General features: G+C 32.7%; 9 protein-coding genes. 4 read left to right on the plus strand and 5 right to left on the minus strand.

Going from position 1 to position 20,453, the window contains the following annotated elements:
- Nucleotides 1-100: 100 nt before the first annotated feature.
- The 4 genes from folP (at nt 101) to cdaA (ending at nt 3,501) form a co-directional block, all read left to right on the plus strand.
- Nucleotides 101-922, plus strand: a complete 822-nt coding sequence (gene folP / locus AQ1685_RS17620) for a dihydropteroate synthase (protein ID WP_095074310.1) — start codon at nt 101-103, stop codon at nt 920-922.
- A 3-nt stretch (nt 923-925) separates the two neighbouring features.
- On the plus strand, nt 926-1,465 hold the full coding sequence (locus AQ1685_RS17625) for a hypothetical protein (RefSeq protein ID WP_095074311.1): 540 nt from the start codon (nt 926-928) through the stop codon (nt 1,463-1,465).
- A gap of 119 nt (nt 1,466-1,584) precedes the next feature.
- The gene (locus tag AQ1685_RS17630; protein WP_095074313.1) at nt 1,585-2,193 is read left to right on the plus strand and encodes an ExbD/TolR family protein; all 609 of its coding nucleotides are present in this window, start codon (nt 1,585-1,587) and stop codon (nt 2,191-2,193) included.
- Between the two features lie 528 nt (nt 2,194-2,721).
- Nucleotides 2,722-3,501, plus strand: coding sequence for a diadenylate cyclase CdaA (gene cdaA / locus AQ1685_RS17635; RefSeq protein ID WP_095074316.1), 780 nt, complete (start codon nt 2,722-2,724; stop codon nt 3,499-3,501).
- Between the two features lie 194 nt (nt 3,502-3,695).
- Here cdaA and AQ1685_RS17640 read toward each other — a convergent pair whose 3' ends face one another.
- From AQ1685_RS17640 to AQ1685_RS17660, 5 genes are all read right to left on the minus strand, one after another.
- Complete coding sequence (locus tag AQ1685_RS17640; protein ID WP_095074317.1) at nt 3,696-4,169, minus strand: hypothetical protein; 474 nt, start codon at nt 4,167-4,169, stop codon at nt 3,696-3,698.
- 182 nt (nt 4,170-4,351) lie between these two features.
- Nucleotides 4,352-11,059 carry a PKD domain-containing protein gene (locus tag AQ1685_RS17645; protein WP_095074319.1) on the minus strand — a complete coding sequence of 2,236 codons (6,708 nt, stop codon included), beginning with the start codon at nt 11,057-11,059 and terminating at the stop codon, nt 4,352-4,354.
- Nucleotides 11,060-11,203: 144 nt separating this feature from the next.
- A complete protein-coding gene (locus tag AQ1685_RS17650; RefSeq protein WP_095074321.1) occupies nt 11,204-15,118 on the minus strand; it encodes a glycosyl hydrolase family 8 in 3,915 nt (1,304 codons plus the stop codon).
- A gap of 9 nt (nt 15,119-15,127) precedes the next feature.
- A complete protein-coding gene (locus AQ1685_RS17655; protein ID WP_095074323.1) occupies nt 15,128-17,215 on the minus strand; it encodes a cellulase family glycosylhydrolase in 2,088 nt (695 codons plus the stop codon).
- Nucleotides 17,216-17,294: 79 nt separating this feature from the next.
- Entirely contained in the window at nt 17,295-20,435 is a 3,141-nt protein-coding gene (locus AQ1685_RS17660; RefSeq protein WP_095074324.1) for a cellulose binding domain-containing protein, read from the minus strand.
- Between the last annotated feature and the right edge of the window lie 18 nt (nt 20,436-20,453).

Here is a 20,453-nt window from a genome sequence, read left to right on the forward strand (position 1 = left end):
TTTATATATTCAGAAAAAACTACGTAAAAATAGCAAATCAATTAGGTTTTCAGTTATTTTTACGTAAAAATTTGTACCAGTAACCAGTAAAAAGGTATCAATGACAATTAATTGCAAAGGCACACTTATCGATTTATCTTCTCCTAAAGTAATGGGGATCTTAAATATTACACCAGATTCATTCTATGATGGAGGAAAATATAAAAGTGATATAAGTATTTTAAACCAAACAAATAAAATGCTTACAGATGGAGCTACTTTTATTGATGTTGGAGCATATTCTTCTAGACCTGGAGCTCAACATATTTCAGAAGAAGAAGAGTTAAAACGTATTGTTCCTATAATTGAATTGTTGCTAAAAAACTTCCCTGAAATTACTATCTCCGTTGATACTTTTAGAAGCAAAGTTGCAGAAGAAACAATTGTAGCGGGAGCTAGTCTTATCAACGATATTTCTGGAGGAAATATGGATAATAAAATGTATAGCACAGTAGCCAAATTACAAGTTCCTTACATTTTGATGCATATGCAAGGTACACCTCAGAACATGCAAAAAAATCCTACTTACAATAATATCATAACTGATTTAATTTCTTTTTTTGCTGAAAAGATTTTTGAACTACGTAAACTAAAACTAAACGATGTAATTATTGATGTTGGTTTTGGGTTTGGAAAAACAATTGATCATAATTATCAACTTTTAAAAGATCTCGACCTTTTTAAAAATTTAGATGTTCCTGTTTTAACTGGAGTTTCAAGAAAGTCCATGTTGTATAAACTTTTAAATATTACTCCACAAGAAGCTTTAAATGCTACTACTGCCGCTAATACTATTGCTTTATTAAATGGGTCAAATATTCTTCGTGTTCACGATGTAAAAGAAGCTGTAGAAGCTATTAAAATTGTTGAACTCGTTAAATAATCTATGAAGAAAAGGTATTATTTATTATTAATACTACTTCTTTATCTTTTTAAAGGCATAATTTACAGAAGCTTATTCTCTTACAAAAAAGTAAAAAACAGAGCGAACATTACACTAACTGATAAAAAAGTAATTGCACAAATAAATTCAATTGCCAACACAGAAAAAAATACTCTTGATAAGATTATAACTAACTGTAATAAGATTACCAGTAACTCTTTAAGTTTTACATTTGATAAAGTTTCTTCTAATCCCAATGATATAATTAATCATAAAAAAGCAAATTGTATCGGATATGCTGCCTTATATTGTTCTGTTGGAAATTATATGCTTAAGCAACAAAAGTTAGATCATCTTTATCAATTTAAACATTATGTTGCACATATTTATTTTCTAAACCAGAACATTCATACTTTTTTAAAAGATCCTTTCTTCAAAGATCATGATATTGTAACTGTTTTAGACTATTCTACTCACAAACAAACATATATTGATCCAAGTTTATATGATTACAGTGGAATAAAAACAGTGAACTCTCTATAATTTTTAGACTTTAAAAACATAAATAAAAACGGCATCGTTTTTGCAAATGTCTCCTCATACCAAAAATTGCCTAGTAGCCAAACTTTTAAACTATTTATTAATTTTAAAAACTACTAATTATGAAAAGAGGAGCTAATCCTGAAATTAATGCCGGATCAATGGCAGACATCGCTTTTTTATTACTTATTTTTTTTCTGGTTACCACTACTATGGATGTAGACAAAGGTATTTTTAGAAAAATGGCCGAAAAAAATGATAATCCGCCTCCTATTGAACTCCATGAAAAAAATCTCTTTGATGTTAACATTAATATTAATGACGAAATTTTGATTGGAAATAACCTAGTTAACATCAATGAAATTACAGATTTGGCTATGAAATTTATTGACAATGGTGGCGGTAAAGATATTAATGGTCAAGTATGCGATTGGTGTAATGGTGACAAAAGACTAGATTTATCGGATCATCCTTCTAAAGCTTTAATCACTATTAGCGCTGACAGAAACGCTACTTATGAAACTTATATCAATGTTTTAAATAGTGTAAATCGTGCGTATAATCAACTTCGTAATAAACTAGCTTTAAAACTTTACCGTACAAGTTTTACGGCTATGGAAGAAGAATTTAAACGTACTAAAAATCAGAAGATATTTGAAAAAATTAAAATTATTCGTAGTAAATATCCTTTATTAATTGGAGATGTAGAAACTACTATGGCTAGTAAATAAATTTATAAACTATACTTCAATAAAAAATCAGCTGTAAAATTACAGCTGATTTTAATTTTTTTATTAAAATGCACAAACACCAGATATGAATAATGGTGTTCCATTATTATCAATTGTAATTCCGCATCCGCTACTACACGGAGGGCAATCTCTATGTGAATCGCACTGAAGTAATTGTGGTTGGCACCCAAAAAATCCTCCTTTGATACTTTTTTGATCGTTCTTAGAAAGTGTTTTCCCTAAGTTTAAAATTTGATTTTTCATAATAGTAAGGTTTAAATTTAAAATGGTTAATCTTTAATATTACTAACACAGTAAGTTATAAGAACTACATACTCAATTAGCATATTAAGATTTCATTAAATTACAAAATTCTTATGTAGAATATTTTTTTCGTCACTTTAAATTTTTGTTAATACTCAAAAGCTAAATAACTAACTTGAATTAAAGTAGTATAATCTTACTTCCTAAGGTAATCATGTACATCTTTTAAATTATTAGTACATTTACGCAAATACTAACAATTACATGCTAGATTTTTTAGACTTTTCTTTTTTAGATATTTTAGATATCATTCTAGTTGCTGTATTATTATACTATACTTATAAACTATTAAAGGGAACTGTTGCAATTAATATTGTTATTGGTATTGCTGTTATTTTTTTAATATGGAAAGCTACACAAGCACTTCATATGGAGATGTTAAGTGGAATTCTTGGTTATTTACTTTCTGGTGGGGTTATTGCTTTAATTATTGTATTTCAACAAGAAATAAGAAAGTTTCTATTAATGATTGGAACAAATAATTTTACTAATAAGAGAGGCTTTTTAAACCAGTTAAAATTTTTACAATCTGAAATTAATACAGACACCGATACCGATACGATTATAACTTCTTGCGCTACACTATCTACAACCAAAACCGGAGCATTAATTGTAATAGAAAGAACTAATAAACTTGATTTTTTAGTGAGTACTGGAGATAAAATGAATGCACAAATTAACGATGCTATTCTTCAAAGTATTTTCTATAAAAATAGTCCACTACATGATGGTGCTACTATTGTTAGAGATAATTATATTATTGCGACTCGTGTAATATTACCTGTTTCAGATAATACTAAAATCCCATCAAGATTCGGTTTACGACATAGAGCTGCCATTGGAATTACAGAAAAAACAGATGCTGTTTGTATTATTGTTTCAGAGGAAACAGGTGAAATATCTTACATAAAAGATGGAGGTTTTGTATTGTATAAAACCCAAGAAGATTTAGCTCAAATTCTGAAACAAGATTTATCTAACTAAAGTAACCTTTTATATAAATTTATAGTCTTCTGATTTCTTTTTTACTTGTATCAGCTTTAAAGTATTATATTTTTATTTTCGGTAAAGCGAACAGAATTTCCTAAAGATGTATAACAACTTAAGTTTTTTAACTCTTCATTATTAACTATTGACTCTAGGAAACCTGTAGGACAATAAACACAAACAATTATGCATTAAGAAACTGGAGCTAAACTGTAAGGAAAAGAAGAATGATGAACATCAATTTTTAATTCTCCTTCTTCTAATTTATAACCAAAAGTATACTCTACTTTTGCTTCATTTCCATCAAGATCTGTAAAGAAATAATTCCCCATAGCAATTGCTCTTTTTTCTTCTAAAATTATTCCTGAATTCTCAAATCTAACTTTAGTCCAAGGTTGTAAAGCAAAACCTTTATCTTCATCACATTTACGATCATCTCCAGCAATAAAATAAGAAACCGCTTCTGCTTTAGTTGGCCTAAATTGTTCAATAGCACATTTAGTTGGTTTAAATACTACTGGACCATTTTGATACGAGTAACGTTCGTTTATAAAATTACTTGTAAATGTCTCACATTCTGCTCTATTATTTTTTAAACTTCCTATTTTTACTACACCATCTCCCCATTTTTTCTGCACCTCTAATACCTGTTCTTTTGTTATCATTAATTATAAGTTTTAAATTATTTTTTGATTTTGAACTATTTACATAGCTCTACTGCAATATAAATATTTTATCGCAACATTGTTGCGATTATAAATTATTATCACATAGACTTAAGCTTATTGTATAAAAAAAGCCAATATCGATTACTCGACATTGGCTTTAAACACTATCCCAAATTTCTCTATTTTATAACAATCTTTTTGGTAGTTACTTTTCCTTCTTCACTATTTGTAATTTCTAATACATACAATCCTTTTGCTAAATCTTCAACAGGTAAAATAATATGCTGTTGTTTATTAAAATTTTTCTGTTTTACAATCTTCCCATTCATATTGAATAAGCGCAATTGCCTTTTAGCATTTAAATTTTGATATATCGGAATTGCAACTGAAATAAAATTTGAAGCTGGATTTGGTCCAATTGCAAATACTTCAGTTTCTAAACTTTGTTCATTTTGAATTCTAGATGCAACAGTGCTTGCGCAGTTCGGTGTTGTATTTGTTGTACTGAAATACAAGGTATATCCTTTTGTTTTTGAAACTAGCACAAAGTTGTCAGCATCTAAGGTTACCCAATATGCTCCATCTAAACCTGTAAAACCAGATCCTGTTATTATTATTTCTGGCTGTGCTTGATTGAAATTATGCGTAATACTTGGTATTAAGTTATTCCACCAAGATGGAGAACCATTTGTTGTATTAATTGAAAATTGCCACAAACCATTTGCATTGGCATCCCAGTTTATGGTAAACTTTTCGATATTACTTAAGTCAGGTCCATTTCCTAAAACAAATACATGATCATAAGCTTTATTGACAGATGCTAAACTTGTGGTTATTGGCGTACCAAAACTACAACCTGAAGGATTCGGATTTGAATCATCGATTACGTTGATTGTAATACTTTTAGAATCTTGTAAAACACCATCACTTACTGTTAATATTACATTGTAACTATTTGGCTGTAAAAATTCATAAGCGATTGTTTCTCCTGTTGCAGTATTTCCGTCACCAAAATCCCATGTATATGTTAATACATCTCCATCTGGGTCTGTTGAACTAGAAGCATCAAACTGAACTAATAAAGGTGCATTTCCTGAGATTACATCTGTAGTAAAATTAGCTATCGGAGCATTATTTATCGGTTGATCTGTTACTGTAATTACCGTAGATTTTATGTGTTGTTTTTCTCCATCACTAACCGTAAGTTCAACTGTATAGTTATCAGGTTGTGTAAACTCATGTGAAACTATTTCTCCTACTGCTGTATTTCCATCACCAAAATCCCAAGTATAAGTTAATACATCTCCATCTGGATCGTAAGAACCTGATGCATCAAACTGAACACTTAATGGACTTTGTCCTGAACTTACATTAGAGGTAAAATCTGCAATCGGAGCTCTATTTTCAGCAATCGAACCATCGGGTTCTAATCCCCAAACTAACTGTCCTTTGTAATATAACGTGACTAAAACATGTGGACTTAAAGCATTCTTAGCTGCATCATAAGAAAAATCATTCAGCTGATTGTGAGATTGAAATCCAGAATGATGCAATCTTGTTACGATCTGTCCAGATTTTGAGTTTGCACTGATATTTCCAGAAGTAGTTGTAAATCCTAATTCTAAATAATTTTCTGAACCTAATGCTTCATATTTTCCTGTAATTCCTTTTGGTTGAGAATAATCTATATTGAATACCATAGGAACATTATGATCTGGTGTAAACCAATAACGAATTGTAAAATCTTTCAATGCTAAATTCTTATTGGAACCATTTACAATTTGAAATACCGGTTTTAATTCTGATGAATTTGCTCCTGAACTATTATCTCTATACTCGACACTAAAATCAGTATCTGGTAAATTTGCTAGTCTTTCATCTACTGTAAATGTCACTTCTTTAAATTCTCCAGTAAGTGTACCATTGGCTTCTACCAATTCTAACTTAATAGTATGAGCGCCTTCTGTTAAATTTGATACAGGAATAGGAGTAACTGAATACACATCTTGCTGTTCAATTCCATCTAAAGAATATTTCACATGTCTTCCATTAGGTGAAAGATCCCACAAGATTGTAGAAAATTCAATAGAAAAACTAGGTCCGACTAAACTTCCATTTGTTGGCGATTCAATTAATACTGTTGGATCTTTTGGAATTGAATCTTTGGTTACCATAACCGTTATCGTTTCTCCAAGTTCCGTTAACGAATTGTCACTTCTTTCCATTTGAAGTGTTAATTCATGTGGACCTTCAGACAAATTTGTTAAATCTTCATGCACACCTTCCGAAGTTATTAAACCTCTATCTTGTCCATCTATTCTATATCTTAACTGAAATTGTTGTGACGGTAAATCCCAACCTTCAGTTTCAAATTCAATACTAATTGGAGCATTTACTAATTGTCCGTTAGTTGGTGAAGTAAAATATACATCAGGTAATGGTCCGATTGGCGTATCTGCATCACCACCATGAAGTGTCCATAAAATCGCTGCATCAAACATTTTTAAACCTTGTGGTGTTAGTAAATGCATGAATTGATCTCGTAATGGAAACGCTGTTCTTCTCGATGGAATTGTTGCACTAGCCTCATAACCAAATAAAATAGGTTGTGTACCTGCTTTAGCAATTACAATAGCTTCTGTTGATGGACTTCCAAAAGGTAAACTTTGTGTAATATCATATAAAGCTGTTGTTATTCCAGCATTTGCTGCCATTGGATGATTTGGAGCTGAAATTGTTACTTGATCGAAGCCTTCATTTGTAATTCCAAAACCTGTATTTAACGATCCTGAAGTCATTCTTAAACGATTGTACATAAAAGGATTCCAGGTTAATAACGGCACTCTAGCTCCTTCTAAATCATTTCCTAGTTCTCTTGGATCTACAGTAGAAGAAATTAAAACTAAATCATACGGATTTGCAGATTGCGGACTCGTAGCTTCTTCATCTGAAAACAAAGTAATAGAAAAGCCAAATTGTTGTGCTAATCTCGATTTTATACGCTGATCTTCATTGGAAAGATTTGTCTTATCTCCTACTACAAACATTACGTTGATTGTATTCTTAAATGTAACTTTTGATTCTGGAGTTATAGAAGCTGTTTTTCCGTTGTTATAAAATACTTTAGCAACTACTGTGTATGTTTTCCATAAAATAGGTTGCCAAGAACTTTCGAAAGGTGCTGTAGTAACTTCTTCAACCAAATCGTTATCTACATAATATTCAACTTTAGTTACTCCTTCAATATTAGTATTTACTGCTAATTTTACTTTTTCTGATGTATTTAATTTCGATCCATCTGAAGGCGATGCCATTTCTAAAACTTGAGTATCATCTGTATTAATCTCATCGCCATCAATTTGATTAATATATGCTACTAACTGATCAATTTGATTTTGACTTAAAGTAGAAACTGCTCCGTGTGCATCTCCAACATTCTTTGTTGTTAAAACTTCTTTAATTGTTTTTGCTGAACCATCATGTAAATATGGAGCTGTTGCCCAAACATCTTTTAATGTAGGAACATCTAAACCTAACAATGTTTTTTGAAGACGTTGTCCACTTTGAATTCCTAAAGTACCCACATCGTGTAATTTTCCTGAAGGACTATCTGTAAATGTTTCTCCACTATGACAAGAAGCACATTTTAAGTCTGAGAAAATAGCTTTTCCTGCAACTCCATCTGTAGTTAACGATCCGTTAGCATTTTTATACGGACTCGGTTCAAAAGTATCTAACGATTCTATATACGCTGTTAAAGCATCTAAATCTGCTGATTTTCCTGTTTTCGCATCTCCAAGTGTTAAGGCTGTTGTTCCATCGTTAAAATCATCTGTAATCATAAAACCTTGACCTTTAAAATGCGCACGAATATCATTTTCAAAATCTTGAATTTCATCAAAATTCGCACTCCAATGTACTCTTCCGTGAGCAGTTCCAGCACGACCAACTAGTGAAATCGTATTTCTTAACCCTTCTCCACGATCAGTGAAATCCCAAGTTCTTCCATCTTGAGTTCCATCAACATGACAACTCGCACAGCTGATATAACCATCGGTTCCCATTTTTAAATTAGATGCATCGTAAAAAATTTGTTTCCCTTTTAATACTTCAGCACTTAAAAACTCCATTCCGACAGTATTAATAGTCGCTAAATTTTCTAGCACCGGATTTCCGTTCGTCACCATAGTATTGGCATTTAAAACAGTAACCGAACGATCCATAAAGTTTTTTACAAAAAGTCGGTTGGTATTTTTATCAAAAGCTAAACCTTGTGGAGATTTTCCTACATCTGTTTTTAAAATTTCGATGCCCGTTTTCGGATCAATTACAATAATTCTATTGTTTCCTTGCATGGTAACAAACAAATAATTTCCTGTTGGAGAATATAAAGCTGATGAAGGCTGACCATGATTATCAAAATCTAATCTATTTCCTAAATCTTCTTTTCCTGTTGTTAAATTGATCGGAGAAATAGCTGTACGAACAGCATTATCGAAAGTTAACGTTTTTCCATCTCTCGCAAATCCTCTTAAAATATTATCTTTTTTTGCTACCGACCAAGCAGATTTATTATTGGGATGAATGCTAACACCTGAAATATAATTTGGTAATCCTCGAGCTGCATTTCCGTTATCTACAGTGAAATCATCTAATGCTAAATCAATTGTTTTTTTAGTTAACGTATTTAGGTTTACTTCCCAAACTTGACCTTCTTCATCTGGTGAAATAAAACGTGTGACTAACATTTTGTTTCCATCTCCAGTAATTGCTAAAGCTCTTGGTGTATTTCCTATTGAAATTGTATTTGCAATTACTTTTGTTGACGGATTAATTTCGATAATCTTTCCTGAACCAAAAGCAGAAATAAAAGCACGTGTTTGATCTGGAGTAAATACCAATCCGTAAGGTCGATCACCTCGATTTAATTGAATTTGATCTTGAACGATTCCTTGAGTATTTAAAATATAAACCTCATCTGAATCTCTACAAGTAATCCAAGCATTTTGTTGTCCATCTAACGCTACACTAATAGGATCTTTTCCTACCGAAATTTCTTTTATTACAGTAAAATTATCGGCATCGATTAATGTAACTGAATTATTATCTGGATTTACAGACCATACCATTCTATTTATTTCATCTACTATAATTGGTCCGGATTGTGTTGGAGCAGTATTTGGTAGATTTTCTGAAACAACTATAGCTTTTGAAGCCACTACAAAACCTCCGTTGTTATCTGAAATTTGAACTTGCACATTATAATTTCCTGCTTCAGTGAAGGTATGATTTACCGTTTTGGTAGTCCATTCTGTTTTTGGTGTTCCATCACCAAAGTCCCAACGATAACTTAATTTATTACCATCAGCATCTGTCGCATTTGCTGTAAACTCAACCTGAGTATTCTCAATTACAGGAGAAGTTTTGTTAGCTGTAATACCTGTTACTTCTGGAGATTGATTTGAAGAATCACCACCTGTAGTAAAAAAGAAACTATATTCCTCCATTCCATTACCAACTGCATCTTTAATTCCACCTTCAACAAACTTTACTTCGTAAGTTGTATTCGGTAATAATGGATTTTTAGGCGCGTAATTAATTACTTGATATGAAGTTGTGGTAACATCTCCTTGAATTGGATTTCCTCCAAGTGGACTTACTTGAATAGTTTGATCATTTAATGTTAAATCATTCAAAGTTTCATTAATTACAAAACCAATTGTAGTTGTTACTGGCTGATTAATTGCTCCTGAAACTGGAAAATGATGCCCAACAGAAGGCCCTTTTGTGTCTAACTCATCTTGATGTGCAAAAATTGAAGTTTTATCATCTCCACTAGCCACTAAAATATGTCCGATTGGCATCCATTGATTATCGATAAATTGAAGCGTTTCATCACTAGAAGGAGGAAAAAATTCATGATCAATTTCCATAGTTTCAAAATTAAATTTCACACCTCTGTCAAATCTTCCAGAGAAACCAAATTCGTCTTGAAAAATCATATATCTTCCTAATGTAATTTGATCGGAATGCAAACTAAATCCTCTTGTTACATTTGTTGGATCACTGATATCAAAACCAACTAAAGCATCTGGGCCTTGATTTCCGCTCATAAAAATCAGGTAATTTCTCCACAGTTGAATTCCTGTACTATATTGTTCGTGAGGAATATCTCCTCCAAAAGATCCTAAAAATTTAATATTACTTGGATCTCCGAAATCGAATACATTTATCGCTCCTGTTTGTGGTGCATAAAACACATAGTTTCCTACTCTTACGACAACATCTGGAACTGCAACACTTACCGGAATATTATCGACTTGTTGACCAGAACGCATATCGAAAACTCGATTTCCGACAATAGTATGTGGGAACGTTTCTAGATTATCGTAATTCGCTTGTCCATCTTGAACGGTATATAAAATATCTGAAGATGTTACCGGTTTTCTATCCAGCATATTAGATAAATCGAGATATTTGTACCCTGTTCCTTCCAGTTCTGGAACAGAATATTCTCGATAAAATAAATCTCCTTCTAATTTCCACCAACGATGACCGTTATTTGCAGCGTCGCTAAACTGAACTCGTTTTGGAGCAGTTGGATTTGACACATCCCAAACGCCTGTTCCTGCTTGTCCGTTAATCATCAAGTAATTACGATGATATGTGTTAATTCTATCTCCTTCTGGAAAGTTTGAAAGAAAAGTTCCTTTAGGCCAAGTTTGTTTTGTCATTTCCGGACCTTTTGTACCATCGTACATCGGCAATATTGACTTTACAGCTAGACCTAAAGAAATAAAGACAATAGTAAAATACCAGATAGGTCGTTTTATTTTCTCCTGGATATTTGAATATATCCAACGTTTAAATTTTTGTTTAAGTTTCATGATTTTTATTGATTGATTTGTTAGTTTATTTCTAATCAAATGTATTTTGTCCCTACTTAAACCTTTTTACGTAAGGCCAACCGAGATAGTTCTCGGTTCACCTTTACATAAAATTCAATCCCTAATAATTGAAAATTTTGTATGCTACTTTTTAATGATTTTTTTTACAGTTGTAGTACCTAAATCGTTATTCCTTATTTCCATAACATATATTCCTTTAGCTAAATCTGAAGTGCGAACTTTCATGGTTTGTTTATCATTAAACTTCTTCTTTTTAATGATTTGACCATTTAAATTAAATAAGAACATTTCTCTATTCGATTTCACATTTTGATGTATTGGAGCTATTGAAATAATATCTTCTACAGGATTAGGCCAAACAACAAACTCTTCTGCTTTGATAGTACCATTCTGTTGAAATCTACTAGCTATAGTAATTTCACAACTTGGTTTCACATTAGTAGTACTGAAGTAAATTGTAAACTGACCTGTTTTAGAAACTAACACAAAATTTCCGTTATCTAAAGCCGCCCAATATTCACCATCTAAACCTGTAAAACCGGATCCTGTGATTGTAATTTCTGGTTTAGACTGATTAAAATTTTGCGTGACTTTTGGTAGGAAATTCACCCACCATGACGGACTTCCATTATTTGTGCTCATTGAAAGTTGCCATAATCCGTTATTTGCAAGTCCCCAATTAATTCCGAAATTGGTTACATTACTTAAATCAGGGCCGTTTCCTAAAACAAAAATGTAGTCGTATGTTTTGCTAATCGACGGTAATGCAGTATTCATTGGTGTATTGAATGTGCAATTTATAGGAGTATTATCATCTCTTACACTAATAATTTTTGTTTTCGAGGTCTGTAAAGTCCCATCGCTCACTGTTAGAGTTACATTATAATCTCTAGCTTGTAAAAATGTATGCGACGCTGTTACACCAGTTGCTGATGTTCCGTCATCAAAACTCCAAGTATATGTTATTGCATCTCCATCTGGGTCAGAAGAACTAGACGCATCAAAATTTACCTGTAATGGTACTGTACCTGATACAACACTACTTGTAAACATAGCTATAGGTGCGTTATTTTCACTTGCAGTAGGTTTATAAATTTTAAACGTCCCTGCTAAATGCATATAACTCATCATATATAATAATCCGTCATAATAACGATACTTACCAGAAGGTGGTGATAATTCATACAACTCATCTACAAATGGCCAAACTTTTGCGTCTGCTAAGGCTAAACTTCCTACTGCATTACATGCAACTAAACCTGGATTATGATCAAAAGTAATTGGTGTTGAACCGTCTAAACTCCAAGAACCTTCATAATTTGGTTTGTCTTTAAAGAAATCAATTTGATTATTGATGATTGTTTGGGTATTGTTTTTACTTTTTTGAAACCATGCAAAATCAAATCCCATGTTCATAATTACTCGCCAAGCATCAAACCCAAAATGTCCACGATTCAAGTCATCTTTAGGACTCCCATCAAATCCAGAATAATCTGGAGTTAATCCAGTTACTGGATGCGCAGCTCTTGGCAATAAGTAATCTCTACTTCTGGTAGCCATATCTGCCCATAATTCGTTATTATTATCTGCATACAATGCCCAGAGATCATAAAACGCCGCCAAATGATAAGAAGGATCTGTAAATTGTGCCGAATCTCCACAAGGAGTGAACACTATTTGCTTCTCATTTAAATCAATTAAATTGGTTGGACATTGACCGCTATTTGCACTTGCCTTATTAATCATATTATCTAAAATATAATTTGCTTGTGCTTTGTAATTAAATACGTCAGTTTCTGAATTAAAACTCCCCGTTCCTTGTTGACTACCCCATCTCGCATCTGCAAAAAATAAAGCAGTAACAAAATATTCTTCGCCGTCTGGAGCAGAATTTGGATCTATCATTCCATAATCTGTAGTGTTTAATTGCCAAGAGAACAATCCTTCTCTGGCATCACCTGGCTTATGCTGACTGTATGTTTTCACAAATTTCCAAAGCTTATCAAAAGCTTCTTTTTTATCTAATTGCACACAAATCATCATTCCATAAGACATTCCTTCTGAACGAATATCATCATTACCTGTATCTAAAATATAAGCCATATCGTTACCTACCTCATACATTAATCTTTCAGAAGTTGCATCTCCATTTACAAAATATCGATTCCATAATTGATCTAATTTTTGCTGAACTGCTGCTTCGCTTCTTCCAGATTCAACGAACATATTACGATACACATCTGTTACAAACGATGGTTGGTTTGGAATGACTGGTGCTGGTCTTGTATCACCACCAGCATCTGATTCACGAGTTAACTTTATTGTAGAAAAATTAAAAGAACCTTTGTCTATAAACATTCTCATAACTTGTTCTCCTGCATCTAACATTATATTTGAGATTTTTTGAGAACTATAACTCGTCCATCCACCAGTTGCAGAAACATTTTGTAATCCAGTAACATCTTTACCATCGAATTCGATATGGTAAGCTCCATTAGAAACTGCTGAAGCCACTAAAACATCTATTGTATATATTCCCGATTCAAGTACATTAACGGTGTATTCTACCCATTCACCATCTGCCGTGTATCCAATATTTCCTTCATTTCCTCCAAACTCTGTATCTACATCTTCTTCTTGTCTTATTCCGTCACCATCATTACCAGAAGTTGTATCGTGATACGCAACAGTTTCTCCTCCTAAATCAAAAGAAGTAGCTTTTATTTTTCCTGGAATAACTTGAGGTTTCCCATCTACATACGGAAGTTGCGGAGGAAGTGGAACATCTTCATAAATCACTTTTATTGTATGATTTGCAGAAACATTTGAAAAAGTATACGTTGTAACAGCTCCTACTGAAGTTCCATCAACTAAAATATCTCCGATTTTAAATCCGATATTAGAGGTAATATCAAAAATTTGATTGTCTCCTTCATAAACAATTACATTTCCCGAAGGAGAAATTGTTCCGCCTGCAACATTAGTTGACGCATTGATCGTAAATGTAGTTCCGCAAGAAGCAACACTTGGATCTAACATTGATGGTGGAATTATCGATGTATTTTGAATTGAATTGACATCTGTTACGCACATTTCTTCAGCAAACTGAGTTGCCCAATTACCGTATTTTCCATCTGTTGTAATATCCAATTCACTATTTGGAGAACCGCAATCGTTGTTATCCACTGCTCCCCAAGACCAACTTAACCATCCGATACTTTCCTCTTGTAATCTCTTCATCATTTCCACATATGGAAAACTTTGTCCGCATGCCACTGGAGAAGCAACTTTTTGTGGACCTTCACCTATAATATATGGTAACTTTTTTGATTTTGCTTCAGTAATCATCACATTCAAACGATCTACTTTAGCTTGATCATCACCATTCGTCCAATAAGTATGAACAGCGAAAATGATATTCTTTAACGGATCAAATTCTAATAACTCGTTTCCGCCTTCAAGAAAATAACTTTCTCGATTTCCGTAACCTCCACAATCTATCATTAAAGGAGTATCTATACCTGCGTCACGCAATTGTGTAATTGCATCTTTATAGTAATTTACCCACTGTGCTGTTGATTCTGAACCATTACCAACTTCATTTCCAATGTTTACAATTAACCACTTTTTATACTTCTGAATTGTAGCTAATACCGCTGGCTTTTTCCAATAATCTAATAATTGTTGTAGTTTACTAAAATCTCCAGTTGCATCGTGCAACTCTGCAACTGGAATCATTTTATTTTTAATACTATTATTAATAAGCGCATCGAACTCATTTTCTGCACCTTCTGTAGTCCATACTAATCGAACAGCATTAGATTTTGTTTTAGCTATTTCTGGTAAAATACGTTCACCTGTTCTGTCTTGAGACCATATAAACATTTCGTTTACACCTCTCATGACAATTTCTTCATTACAAGATGTAAATATTTTTCCGTCTTGAACACGAATGGTATTTTGTGAAAATATTTTTGTAATTGAAACAAAACAACATATAATTACAAGAAAAATAATTTGGTTTTTTATCGTTTTCATAACTTAATTTTAAAACCCTTTAATTACTTTTTTGACTGTAATTGATTTTCCATGTTGTAATTGAAGAAAATAAACACCTTGTTTTAGTTTACTAGAGTTAAATACTTTACTGTTTGTATCTGTTTCTATTTTTTCTTCAAGCAGTACTCCTCCTGAATATCCTAATATTCTTACCGTTGTTCCATTAAGATTTTCTGTTGAAGTAATTATAAATTCATTAGAAACAGGATTAGGTGCAACTTGCACATTTATAGCTGGCACATCATCGCAATTCGGTTTGACATCTGTAGTACTACAATAAATTGTAAAACCTTTTAACTTCGAAACCAACACTAAGTTCCCATCATCTAAAGCTACCCAATAAGTTCCGTCTAAATCTGTAAAACCTGAATTTGTAATTGTAATTTCTGGTTGTGTCTGATTAAAATTCTGTGTGATTTTAGGTAACAAATCTAACCACCAAGAAGGAGAACCGTTATTGGTATTCATAGAAAATTGCCATAAACCATTATTAGTTAAATCCCAATTAATTGTGATATCATTTACGTTACTTAAATCTGGTCCATTTCCAAGAACAAATACATGATTATACGTTTTGTTTACAGAGGATAAAGCGGTATTTAAAGGTGTATTAAATTCACATCCTGATGGAGGTGTATCACTAGAAACTGAAATAATTATTGTTGCTGTGTCTTGTAAATTTCCATCACTTACAGTTAAAACTACATTATATTCTCCTGCTTGGGTAAATTCATGACTCGTAGTTACTCCAATTGCTGAATTTCCATCATTAAAATCCCATGAATATGTTAATGCATCTCCATCAATATCAGATGAGTTTGATCCATCAAACTGAATTGTTACTGGAGCAACTCCTGTTGTTATATTAGCTGTTACACTTGCTACAGGAGCTGTATTTCCGCCTCCATTTCCATTAATAATATTTGGAATAAATGGTGCTAAATGTGGTGTTAGTACATCTAACTTCCATTGATTTACAGAAGACCAATCATCTTGTAAAATTCCTCCCGTATCACCTGAATTTGGATTCATACTCCAAAAAGTCCAAGAGTAACGAGGCCCCATAAAATTTACAAACTCTGTAAACCAAGTGTAAGCTATTCCACCAAAAGCATCTTGCTCTTTGATACCAAACTCTCCAATAAATAATGGAGAAGTTTCATTATCATATAAATACCCATAATTTTCTTCCCAAATACCTGGCATATTTTGAGGGAAATCTGGTGTTTCAAACCAATCTTGTTGTGAAACTTCTGGTCCATATTCATGAGCAGAATACATTAATTTAGTTTGATCTGTTAATTGAATAGGATATTGTCTTGCTCCCATTAATTGTCCGCCCCACCAATATGAGTTTCCTTCGAATTCGCCAACTCCTTCCACGATTATTAATACATTTGGATTTACATTTAAAATTGCATTTCCACATCGTTCTGCAGCTTTATTCCAATCTGTTAAAGGATTGCTATTTCCCCAACTTGACCCATGAGGTTCGTTATTTAAATCCATTCCTACTACAGCAGAAAAATTCTTGTAACGTTCTGCCATAAAAATCCAGTCATTGATCCAACGTTCTTCAGAATACTCTGTTGTATACCAAAATGCTTCATTTAAGAACCCATCTGCTGCTCTAGAATGATTATCTAATACGATTTTCATGTCATTATCTTGACACCATTGCACGAACACATCTAACAACTCTATTGGACTTGTTATGTTCGTTTCTTCTTCATTCATTGGGGATATGCCTGTGTATGCATCGGAACCGTATGAAGGAATATCGATTGTAGCTCCTGGATCTAACATTTCGTTACACCAAGGCACACGAATGGTATTAAAACCTAAATCTTTTATTTGTTGTAAAACACTTTTCATATCGCGTGTCCAGATTCCGTGAGGAAAATAGTTTTGTGTTTCAAAACCAAACCAGTTTACTCCAGTTAATCGCACTTCTTGACCTCTTGAATCAAATAATTTATTTCCTGAAACAGATAACCAATTCTGCTCTTGTCCTGTTACTATTACACCTAAACACAGGCATAACAGCACTATTAGTTTTTGTATAATTTTTTCCATTTTTGAAAGTTTTTATGATTTTATTGGTAATAAAAAAATCACTTTTGCCCGTTATAGAACAAAAGTGATTTGAACAGCATTAACGCTTAATAATCAATCTTTTTCTAACTATTCTTTGTGTTTTAGGGTTAGTAATTTCTACAATGTATAAACCATCAGCAAGCCCATCTACTCTAAGGTTTTTCGATGAACTATTTACAACTGGTAATCCGCTTAGATTTAAAATTTTAATAGTTAAATCATTTAAATTTTCATCCATTTTGATCGTTACTTGATCCACAGCTGGATTTGGATATAATGTTGCTTTAGATAACATAATATCTTCATTCGATTGAGCTGTAATTGCAGAAGTTGGCTCTGTTCCCCAAACTAAAGTTCCATTTGAATAAAGTGTTATTTTATCATTGGCACTATAACTTGTTGCAGTAGCATCATATGAATAATCATTAAGTTCGTTGAAAGGAGACCAATTCGTCTTAGAAAATCTTGCTTGAATTGGACCTGTATTTCCTGAAGAAGCAATACTACCCGCTGAAGTTTCAAATGATAATTCTAAATAATCCATTCCATTTGCTACTCCAAAAGTTCCATTTACAAATGAACTTCCTAATTGTGCCCAATCACACCAGAAATTTAAATTGTTATTATCTTCAGAAGTAAACCAGTAACGAACAGTAAGCATACTTAAATCTACAGCCTGATCTCCATTATTGACAATTCGTAAATGTGGATTTACCATATTATCTGAAGCATTCGCTCTTCCTCCATCTGTATATTCTACCATTAATGAAGCATTTGTAACCTCTTCTGTAACTTTAATAGTTTTACTGATAGACACAGGCGAAACAATACCATTATCTACTGTTAATGTTACCAAATAATCACCTGGTGTATCATAAGTTTTAGCAACTATAATTCCCGTTGCTGTTGTAGTATCTCCAAAATCCCAAGTATATGTAAGAGAATTTCCTGTTGGATCTGATGAAGCCGAAGCGTCAAAATTCACAGTTAAAGGAGCAACTCCTTGTAATTGATCTGCTGTGAAACTTGCTACCACTTCTGTAGAATTAACAGTAATTGTTTCTTTAGCTACACTTGTTGAAGTTCCGTCACTAACTCTTAACGTAACTTCATATGCTCCACTTTGAGTAAACTCGTACGTGAAAATTGCATCTGTAGCTGTGACTCCATTTCCTAAATCCCATTCATAAGTTAGTACATCTCCTTCTGGATCTGAAGAACCTGTAGCATCTAAAGTAACCGATAACGGTTCGTTCCCAGATATAGGTGTTGCTGAAATTACTGCAATTGGAGCTTGATTGATATCTCCTGAAGGCTCTATTCCGCTTATTAATTTTCCGTTTAAATATAATGTTACTCTATTCCAAACAGCAAAATCATTCTGGGTGGCATTGTAAGAGTAATCATTAGCCTGATTCATATCTGACCAAGTTTGATTTGCAAATTTCCCTTCTATTCTTCCAGAGTTTTCATCGCTTCCTAAACTTCCAGCAGCAGCATCGAATGTAATTTCTAAATACTTAGAATCTCCAGAAACAGTTACAAACTTTCCATTTACATTACTTGAACCAATTTTAGCATAATCTGTAAAGAAATTTATGTCTTGATCATCATCTGAATTAAACCAATAACGAATGCTTAAATCTTCATAATTTACTGGAGTTGATGCATTATTTTTAATTCTGAAATGTGGTTTAATAATGTTTGTTACTGTAGCAATTGAAGCATTTTTATATTCTAATTCTACAACACCTTCTCCTCCTACTTGAATTGTTCTTCCTGATGAAGTTTTTGTGTTACCGTTTACACCTGTTGCGATAGAAGTAATTACATGATTTCCGTCTGGTAAATTCGCTTCAAATTCAAAAGGAGCAGTTGTATCTTCTCCTAACAAAACACCATCTGCATAAAAAGCTACTTTAGCTACAGAGTTAGATGCATTGATAAGATTTGTTGCTATTTTCACTGAACTTCCAGACACATAAACATCTCCTGATTTAGGTGACATTAGCGATAAATAAATCACTTCTCCACCAGACATTTCTTCCATTTTTTGTGCGTGACGTTTGTAAATATCTAACTCGACATCGCCTTCAAAAACAGCAAATTTATCTCTTGGAGTACGATCATCTGGAAACCACCAAAATGCACTTCCTCCTATTTTCTTTTTCTCTATAAATCCATAGATTTCTTCCCACCATTCACTTCTTTCTATTCGTTCTACATTAAACTCTCCAATGTACAACGGCTTTTTAATCATATCATGAGATTCATCTGCCCATTGACAAACTAAAGCCATGGTTTCATCTAAAGTGAAATTTGACCAACTTTCTCTAATGTATGGATGCGCTGAAGTAAAGTCGATATATGGAGATTCATGAATTTTAATAAAATCATTTCCTTCGTCTCCTCCAAAACCATATTTTAATCCGTGAGCTTCTAAACCTGTTCCTAGTAAATGATTTGAATCTATATTTTTTATAAAAGCTCCCATATCATCTACCCAAGCTCTTAAAACATCTGAAGTTAAATCATCTCCAAAACCTTGATATCTTGGTTCGTTCATTAACTCCCAAGCTAAAATCGTTGGATCATCTTTGTAAGCAACTCCGTCGTAATGATTTACTCTTGTGATAAAATATTCTACGTAGTCTTTATATCCTTGAATTGCTGAAGCATTGGTAAAGAATTGTCCTTGATCGTGAGTTCCAGCTCCTTCTACTTCTATACCTTCCCATTTCAATCGATCTTTAATTCCTCCATAGTCATTCCAATAATTTTCTAGCGCAATAATGAGTTTAATTCCGTTAGCTTCTGCAGACTTAACAATGTAATCGAATAACGAAAATTGAGCTTCGCTATACACTCCTTTTTCTGGTTCAAATCCATGCCATTCTTCATGACTAAATCCCCAAATTCGTATTACTCGAATTCCGTTTACATATAATCTTCTCATATGAGCATCGATACGCTCTTTATCCATAAATTGAGTTTCTATATCTCCACTAGAAGATCCATAAGTAAAGAAATCATATACATTCGCTCCTGAAATATAAAATGGTTGCCCATTTAACATGAATTTGTCTCCTTCTGCATACACAAAACCTGAAGTATTTTTATTGGTTTGTGCGTTACTATATAATGAACTTAAAAGTAGCACCATAGCAGATGCTAAAGCTTTTAAGAATAAGCTTTTCATAATTAGGGGGTATTTTTT

Origin of the sequence: Tenacibaculum jejuense, assembly GCF_900198195.1 — a bacterium.
In the GTDB taxonomy this organism is placed as follows: Bacteria; Bacteroidota; Bacteroidia; order Flavobacteriales; family Flavobacteriaceae; genus Polaribacter; species Polaribacter jejuensis.

Bases quoted from the DNA above. Each gene is read 5' to 3' on its own strand.
- folP (WP_095074310.1), top strand. From the start codon at position 101: ATGACAATTAATTGCAAAGGCACACTTATCGATTTATCTTCTCCTAAA.
- AQ1685_RS17625 (WP_095074311.1), top strand. From the start codon at position 926: ATGAAGAAAAGGTATTATTTATTATTAATACTACTTCTTTATCTTTTT.
- AQ1685_RS17630 (WP_095074313.1), top strand. From the start codon at position 1,585: ATGAAAAGAGGAGCTAATCCTGAAATTAATGCCGGATCAATGGCAGAC.
- cdaA (WP_095074316.1), top strand. From the start codon at position 2,722: ATGCTAGATTTTTTAGACTTTTCTTTTTTAGATATTTTAGATATCATT.
- AQ1685_RS17640 (WP_095074317.1), bottom strand. From the start codon at position 4,169: ATGATAACAAAAGAACAGGTATTAGAGGTGCAGAAAAAATGGGGAGAT.
- AQ1685_RS17645 (WP_095074319.1), bottom strand. From the start codon at position 11,059: ATGAAACTTAAACAAAAATTTAAACGTTGGATATATTCAAATATCCAG.
- AQ1685_RS17650 (WP_095074321.1), bottom strand. From the start codon at position 15,118: ATGAAAACGATAAAAAACCAAATTATTTTTCTTGTAATTATATGTTGT.
- AQ1685_RS17655 (WP_095074323.1), bottom strand. From the start codon at position 17,215: ATGGAAAAAATTATACAAAAACTAATAGTGCTGTTATGCCTGTGTTTA.
- AQ1685_RS17660 (WP_095074324.1), bottom strand. From the start codon at position 20,435: ATGAAAAGCTTATTCTTAAAAGCTTTAGCATCTGCTATGGTGCTACTT.